The organism is Dialister sp. CAG:357, from assembly GCF_000435155.1.
Classification (GTDB): domain Bacteria; phylum Bacillota; class Negativicutes; order Veillonellales; family Dialisteraceae; genus Dialister; species Dialister hominis.
Genome location: NZ_FR896403.1, coordinates 1 through 7,181, shown reverse-complemented (window position 1 = coordinate 7,181; position 7,181 = coordinate 1). Strand labels below are relative to the sequence as shown.

The window sequence follows — 7,181 nt, the reverse complement described above, 5'->3', positions numbered from 1 at the left end:
AAAAACAACACGAAATGTCCTATAAGCCTCATTTCAGCAAAAGAAAAGAGCAGCCATATATGACTGCCCAGTTCTCTTAGTGATTTTCTATAAAATTGTCAATTGCTTCTAATGCACGGTCAGCAATGCGCTGGTTCTTTTCTTTCTTAGGCACTCTTTTCTCCAGCTGCGGCATAAGTCCGAAATTTACATTCATCGGCTGGAAGTTCTTGCCATCAAAGTGAGAGATGTAGTAGCAAAGAGAGCCAATGGCGGTTTCTCTCGGAAATGCTTTCGGTTCTTCACCGCGGAATCTTGCAGCTGCGCTGTAAGCGGCAACAATCCCTGATGCGGCGGATTCGACATACCCTTCGACGCCGGTCATTTGTCCTGCAAAGAAGAGCCCTTTCTTTTTTCTCGTTTCCATGGTTTCGTTCAAAAGATCGGGCGAATCGATGTATGTATTCCTGTGCATAACGCCATAACGGACGAATTCCGCATGCGATAAGCCAGGAATCATGCCAAAGACCCGCTTTTGTTCACCCCACTTCAGATGAGTCTGGAAGCCGACAATATTGTACATCGTATCGTCTTCATTGTCTCTTCGAAGCTGGACGACTGCATATGGAGTTTCCCCGGTTCTCGGATCAGGAAGCCCGACCGGTTTTAACGGGCCGAATCGCATTGTATCTGCTCCGCGCTGCGCCATGACTTCAATCGGCATGCATCCTTCAAAAACCTTCTTGTTTTCAAACCCATGGACCGGAGCCATTTCTGCATGACAGAGCGCTTCCTGGAATGCCGCATACTCTTCTTCATTCATAGGGCAGTTCAGATAAGCTGCTTCCCCTTTTCCGTAGCGTGACATCGCATAAACTACGTCCAGATCCAGTGATTCTTTTGTTACGATCGGAGCAGCTGCGTCATAGAAATGAAAGCCCTCTCCGCCGCAGAAATCTTCAATCGCTTCTGCCAGTTTTCCCTCTGTCAGAGGACCCGTGGCAATGATCGTAATGCCATCTTCCGGAATTTCAGTCACTTCTTTTTCCGTAAATGTAATCAGCGGATGGTTCTTTACGATTTCAGTCACGGCTTCCGCGTATCCCATACGGTCGACAGCCAGAGCTCCGCCAGCTGGTACAGAGTGGTGATCGGCAGCATCCATGATGACCGAATGAAGGCGGCGCATTTCTTCCTTCAGCAGGCCTACTGCATTTGTCACGGAAGCCGCGCGAAGCGAATTGCTGCAGACAAGTTCAGCAAAATAGCCGGTATGGTGCGCCGGTGTCTGCTTAAGGGGACGCATCTCTACCAATTCTACCGGGATTCCAAGTTCAGCAAGCTGAAACGCAGCTTCGCTGCCTGCAAGTCCGGCTCCTATTACGGTTACTTTATCAGTCAATTTATTTCTCCTGTCATGTTTCATCTTTCGATGCTGTTTTCTTTGTTGCCCTTCTTCCTTTAGTGGTACTCTTCTTGGGAGCTGTCGGACACTCAGGGTTCGAGCAGACAATCGTCTCTGTCCCGTCTCTGGATACCTTCTTGACCATGATCGATCCGCATACTTTGCAGAACTGGTCTACCGGTTCGTTCCAGAGTGCCATATCACACGCCGGATACCGGCTGCATCCATAGAAGGTACGCCCTCTCTTGGTTCTTCTCTGGATCATATGTCCTTCATGACACTTCGGGCAGACGATGGAAGTGTCAATGACAATGGCCTTATTCGCATTGCAGTTGGGACATTTCAAATACCTTCCATACGGTCCCATGCGGTAAACCATCAGTGTACCGCACTTATCGCAATGGACATCAGAAACCTCTTTTGGCCCGTTGACCAGGCTGTACGGCTTGATGTTCTTGCAGTCCGGATAGTTCGGACAGGCAAGATACTTGCCGTAGCGCCCCAGCTTTACAATCATCTTTGCGCCGCATTTTTCGCAGACAACATCAGAAACCTCTGCTTCTTCCTTCTTGTTTTTGGAAGCTTCCACATTAGCTGCGTTCAGTTCGTCTGAAAAGACCTTGTAGAAGTCAGTGATGACCTTTGTATAAGTCGCATGGCCGTCAGCAATCTTATCCAGCCAGTTTTCAAGGTTGGCCGTAAAGTCTACATTGATGACTCCATCGAAATACTTCTTAAGAAGATCCGTTACCTTGAAACCGATTTCCGTTGGAACAAACTGCTTTCCTTCCTTGGTCACGTAGCGGCGTTTCTGTATGGTATCAAGAATCGGAGCGTATGTGGACGGGCGGCCAATTCCCTTTTCTTCGAGTACTTTGATCAGGCTTGCTTCTGTATATCTTGGGGGCGGAGAAGTAAAGTGCTGATTCCCGTCTGCCTTGACATTGAGGACAGAATCACCCTTCTTGAGCGGCGGGATAATCGCTGCTTCTTCTTCATCCTTCTTCTCATCCTTGGCTGGCTGCATGATTGTAAAACCATCAAAGAGAATGTGAAGTCCGCTTGCCTTTAAGATGAATTCACCGCACTGAAGGGTGACATTCGTGCTCTGGGCAATTTGCGGTGCCATTTGCGATGCAATGAAACGGTTCCAGATCAGTGTGTAAAGACGCAGCTGGTCTCTTTTCAAAACACCTTTCAATGCGGCCGGCGGAAGTGCAAGACTTGTCGGTCTTATGGCTTCGTGGGCATCCTGCGCTTCTTTGGACTTGGCAAAAACATTCGGCTTTTCCGGCAGGTACTTGTCTCCGTAAAGCCTTCCGATATATTCTCTGGCCTGCTTGAACATTTCATCAGAAATACGCGTGGAATCCGTACGCATATAAGTGATCAGACCTACATGCCCCTGTTCAGGAAGCTCGATGCCTTCATAGAGTTCCTGCGCAAGAAGCATGGTTTTCTTGGATCCTAAGTTCAATTTATTGACAGCATCCTGCTGCATCGTGGACGTCGTATAAGGCGGCTTCGTCTTGCGCTGCTTCTTTGTCTTTGTTACGGAAACTACATCCGCATTCTTATTCCGGACGCCTGCTGCTGCTTTTTCTGCTTCTTCTTCATTGTGAAGCTCTGCAGGTTTTCCGCTGATCTGTGCCAGCTTTGCGTTAAACGCATCCCCTTCCGGAGTCGTATAGACACATTCGATTGTCCAGTATTCTTCCTGTTTGAAGGCGCGTATTTCTTCCTCGCGTTCGCAGATCAGACGCGTTGCCACAGACTGCACTCGTCCTGCAGAAAGGCCGCGGTATACCTGCTTCCAGAGCCAGGGGGAAAGCTTGTAGCCGACCAGCCTGTCAAGGACGCGGCGGGCCTGCTGCGCATCGACACGGTTCAAATCAATCGGTCCCGGATGCTTAATGGCTTCCTTGATGGCAGGAGCCGTGATTTCGTGGAATGCAATTCTTACATTATCTTCCGGATTCACATCAAGAAGCTTCGCTAAATGCCAGGAAATGGCCTCTCCTTCGCGATCAGGGTCCGTTGCCAGATAAATGTCCCTGCAATGGTTTGCTTCCTTCTGGAGTGTCTTGATAACGTCTTCCTTGTCCTTGGAATTGACGTATTCAGGCTTGAAATTATCATCGATATCAACGCCAAGTGTCTTTTGCGGCAGATCTCTCAAATGACCTTTCGAAGCAAGGACCTTGTAATCCGGTCCGAGAATTTTCTCTATTGTTTTTGCTTTAGCCGGAGATTCTACGACAACAAGATGCTTTCCCTTGGGATTTGGTTTACGTTTAAAAGATGGTTCAGCAGGAGCCTTTGTTCTTGTCTTGCGTTTGCTTCCTATTGTGATTGTTCTTGTAATTGGCAAAATCTTCCTCCACTTACTTAATAAAGTACAAGTTCTTTCATCTTTCAGATCTATGAACAAGAATGATACATGATTTAAATACTTTTATCAATTCCTTTATTATACACTTTCAGCGCAGTTTCTAAAAAGAATAAAATCGAACTGCTTTAAAATGATGCGAAGATCCGCCGATTTAAAGGACTGATGAAAGAATGTTACAATCCTGTTTTTATTATATATCTGCCCTGTTCAGTCTCCTGGATATATCCCTTCAGCTGGAGCTGGAGCAAAATCATAGTCAATTTTACCACAGAAAATCCAGAATGCTGCAATATATCTTCGGAATTGACTTCTCCTTCGGTCTGGCAGAAATGGAATACATACTCCTCTTCAATCGTTAAAGGCTCCAGATACTTGCTCTCAGGCTTCCCTTTTTCTTCCTTCCAATTGTATTCGGAAAGGACATCTTCTGCCGATGTGCAGCATATAGCTCCATTCCTGATCAATTGATTGGTTCCTTTGCAGGAATCTATCCATATGCTTCCCGGTACGGAGAAGACATCCCTTCCTTCTTCCAATGCGAAATCAGAAGTAATCAATGAACCGCTGCGCTCAGCAGCCTCCACTACGATAACTCCCCGGCTCATTCCGGCAATAATCCTGTTTCTGGCGGGAAACTGCCGTCCAAGAGGCGGCATTCCCGGCGGGTATTCAGAAAGCAGTGTGCCTCCGTTATCAATGACCTGCTGGAACAAATTCCTGTTTTCCGGCGGATAGACCTTATCCAGCCCGCATGCCATCACGACAACCGTACTCCCTTTTTCCTGCAAGACGCCGCTGTGCGCAGCACTGTCAATCCCTCTAGCTCCGCCGGAGACAACCGTAACGCCTTCTTTTGAAAGCGCTCTGGCAAACTGTCCAGCTGTTTCTATTCCGTATGCGGTTGCCTTTCTCGATCCCACAATCCCTATCGTCTTTTCAAAGACCGGAGAAGTTCCCATATAATAGAGCACGGCCGGCGGATTGGACGTTTCTGCCAGAAGAGAAGGGTACGTGCTGTCTTCCCATGTACACCAGCGGATTCCAAGTCCCAGCAGCTTTTTCTCCAGTTTTTCCAGATCCGTTTCGCGCCTGTACTTGAGGAAGGCCTTTTCTCTGGCAGGAGTCAGCACATGAAGATCGATGATATCTTTTTCAGAGGCATTCCATACGTCTTCAGGCGTATTGAAGTGGTCAATCAGTTCCCTGATATTTTTGGCACCTAATCCCGGACATCCAGGAAGAGCAGCAGCATAAATATCCATAATCACCTCAGCGGAATCATATTCCTGTAACTTATCGCTTCAGCAACATGCTTGGCAAGAATCTGCGGCTGCCCGTCAAGATCGGCAATCGTACGGGAAACTTTGATGATCCTGTCATAGCTCCTGGCAGACAGGTGCAGCTTTTCGAATATTTCATGAAGCAGTTCAGTGCCTTCCTTATCAAGCTGGCAGGTTTCCTTCAGCTGCCTGTGCCCCATCTGTGCATTGTTCTGCATATGCCATTTGGAAAGTCTTGATGTCTGGATTGCTCTGGCCGCTGAAACACGGGCTGCAATTTCGGCAGAGGATTCTCCCTTTGTCGTTGCAATGAGCTCTTTATATTTAGGACGCTGTACCGTTACATGAAGATCGATTCTGTCAAGCAGCGGTCCTGATATCTTTCTTCCGTAGCTCCTGATTTCCCCATCCGTGCAGGTACACTGATGCTGCGGATCCCCGAGATATCCGCAGGGACAAGGGTTCATGGCCGCAATCAGAATAAAATCGGAGGGATAGACAAAGGATGCATTCACTCTTGAAATATGCACTTCCCTGTCCTCAAGCGGCTGTCTTAAAACCTCCAGGACGGAACGCGGAAATTCGGGAAGTTCATCCAGAAACAGGACGCCCCTGTGAGAAAGAGTTACTTCGCCCGGACGCGGAATCGTTCCCCCTCCGATCAGGCCTGCCATGGAAATCGTATGATGCGGGCTTCTGAAAGGTCTTTCCCTGATAATGTCATCCGCCTTATAAAGGCCAGCCACACTGTATATCTTTGTTACTTCCAGCGCCTCTTCCCTAGTCATGGGAGGAAGAATGGTCGTAATCCTTCTGGCAAGCATCGTCTTGCCCGATCCCGGTGCGCCTGTCATCAGAACATTATGGGCACCTGCGGCCGCAATCTCAAGCGCGCGTTTAGCGATGACCTGGCCCTGAACTTCAGAAAGATCGACATCACTGGCTTTTGCCTCTGTGTCTTCTTTTCTCACTGCCTGAGGGAGGTCTCTTTCTCCGACCAGAAATTCAACCAGTTCCCGCAGCGTCTTCGGCCCGTACACTTCAATATCATCACAGAGCAGTGCTTCGTTCGTGACTTCAGGTGCCATGAAATATCTGGTTATCCCTGCGGCTTTGCCGGTCAATACCATGGACAGTACGCCGGGAACAGGCCTTATTTCCCCCTGAAGAGAAAGCTCTCCGATGAAAATCATATTTTTCAAACGATCCAGCGGAATACCGCCGTTGGCCGCCAAAAGTCCGATTGCAATCGGAAGGTCAAGCCCCGAGCTGTCCTTTTTCAAGTCTGCCGGCGCCAGATTGACGATGACTTTATTTCCAGGGAAGCGGTACCCGGAATTTCTGATTGCCGAATTGACCCTTTCCTTAGATTCTTTGACAGATGCGGCCGGAAGTCCGACTATTTCCAATGCTTCTGCCGCTCTCCTGATATCTACTTCCACCCCGATTACATGCCCGTTGAGCCCATACGTTGTCGTTCCTAAGACTTCTGCATACATAATTGTCTCCCTCAACAATTAAATTTCCATACCAAGTTCTAGAATGCGTTTCGAGTATGCCTGTACCGGACTGCTCTTCCTGCTGAAGCCAGTACCTCTACAACATCAAATCTTACACTTTGATCAGTGATACGATGTGATGACAGGTATAAGTTTGCGCAATAGCGGATATGCTTTTGCTTATATTTGTTAACTGCCTCAATCGGATCACCATATTTTCTGTTATGCCTGCTTTTCACTTCTACAAAAACAATAACATCTCCATCCATCATAATTAAATCTACTTCGCCATGTATCCGCTTAAAATTGCGGTCGAGAAATTTATACCCTTTTTTCTCGAGATACACCTTGGCTAAATTTTCACCTTCCCGGCCAAAAGTTGTCGTTCCCATGAGTCCTCCATAACATGAAAATACAATATTTGCAATTTTATGACCGCGTAAGAACAGGCGCAGGGAGCAGGAAAGATCCCATGCCCTGTTATACTTATTTTAAATTTATATACCGTCCTGTAGATAACGAACATACTTTGTCTTTCATTTTAAATTCCTATTTGGATAATAGTCAATGCCAAAGTATAAAAATTCTGTAAACCCGAATTGCAATAATAAGTTGAACACCCGGCG

Annotated in this window: 5 protein-coding genes; all 5 read right to left on the bottom strand. The window is 47.4% G+C overall.

The features are described from left to right. Nucleotides 1-76: 76 nt before the first annotated feature. The 5 genes from trmFO to M3200_RS03495 all read right to left on the bottom strand — a co-directional run bounded on the left by trmFO (nt 77) and on the right by M3200_RS03495 (nt 6,947). On the bottom strand, nt 77-1,381 hold the full coding sequence (gene trmFO / locus M3200_RS03515; protein WP_022382154.1) for a methylenetetrahydrofolate--tRNA-(uracil(54)-C(5))-methyltransferase (FADH(2)-oxidizing) TrmFO: 1,305 nt from the start codon (nt 1,379-1,381) through the stop codon (nt 77-79). 13 nt (nt 1,382-1,394) lie between these two features. Next, nucleotides 1,395-3,755, bottom strand: a complete 2,361-nt coding sequence (topA, locus tag M3200_RS03510; protein WP_022382153.1) for a type I DNA topoisomerase — start codon at nt 3,753-3,755, stop codon at nt 1,395-1,397. Between the two features lie 194 nt (nt 3,756-3,949). Then, nucleotides 3,950-5,038, bottom strand: coding sequence for a DNA-processing protein DprA (gene dprA, locus M3200_RS03505; RefSeq protein WP_022382152.1), 1,089 nt, complete (start codon nt 5,036-5,038; stop codon nt 3,950-3,952). Between the two features lie 2 nt (nt 5,039-5,040). Next, entirely contained in the window at nt 5,041-6,555 is a 1,515-nt protein-coding gene (locus M3200_RS03500) for a YifB family Mg chelatase-like AAA ATPase (RefSeq protein ID WP_022382151.1), read from the bottom strand. Nucleotides 6,556-6,593: 38 nt separating this feature from the next. Further along, a complete protein-coding gene (locus M3200_RS03495) occupies nt 6,594-6,947 on the bottom strand; it encodes a YraN family protein (protein WP_022382150.1) in 354 nt (117 codons plus the stop codon). Nucleotides 6,948-7,181 lie beyond the last annotated feature (234 nt).

What these genes read in the sequence shown, in the direction of transcription:
- M3200_RS03495 (WP_022382150.1), bottom strand. Translation starts at nt 6,947, where the DNA reads ATGGGAACGACAACTTTTGGCCGGGAAGGTGAAAATTTAGCCAAGGTG.
- M3200_RS03500 (WP_022382151.1), bottom strand. Translation starts at nt 6,555, where the DNA reads ATGTATGCAGAAGTCTTAGGAACGACAACGTATGGGCTCAACGGGCAT.
- dprA (WP_022382152.1), bottom strand. Translation starts at nt 5,038, where the DNA reads ATGGATATTTATGCTGCTGCTCTTCCTGGATGTCCGGGATTAGGTGCC.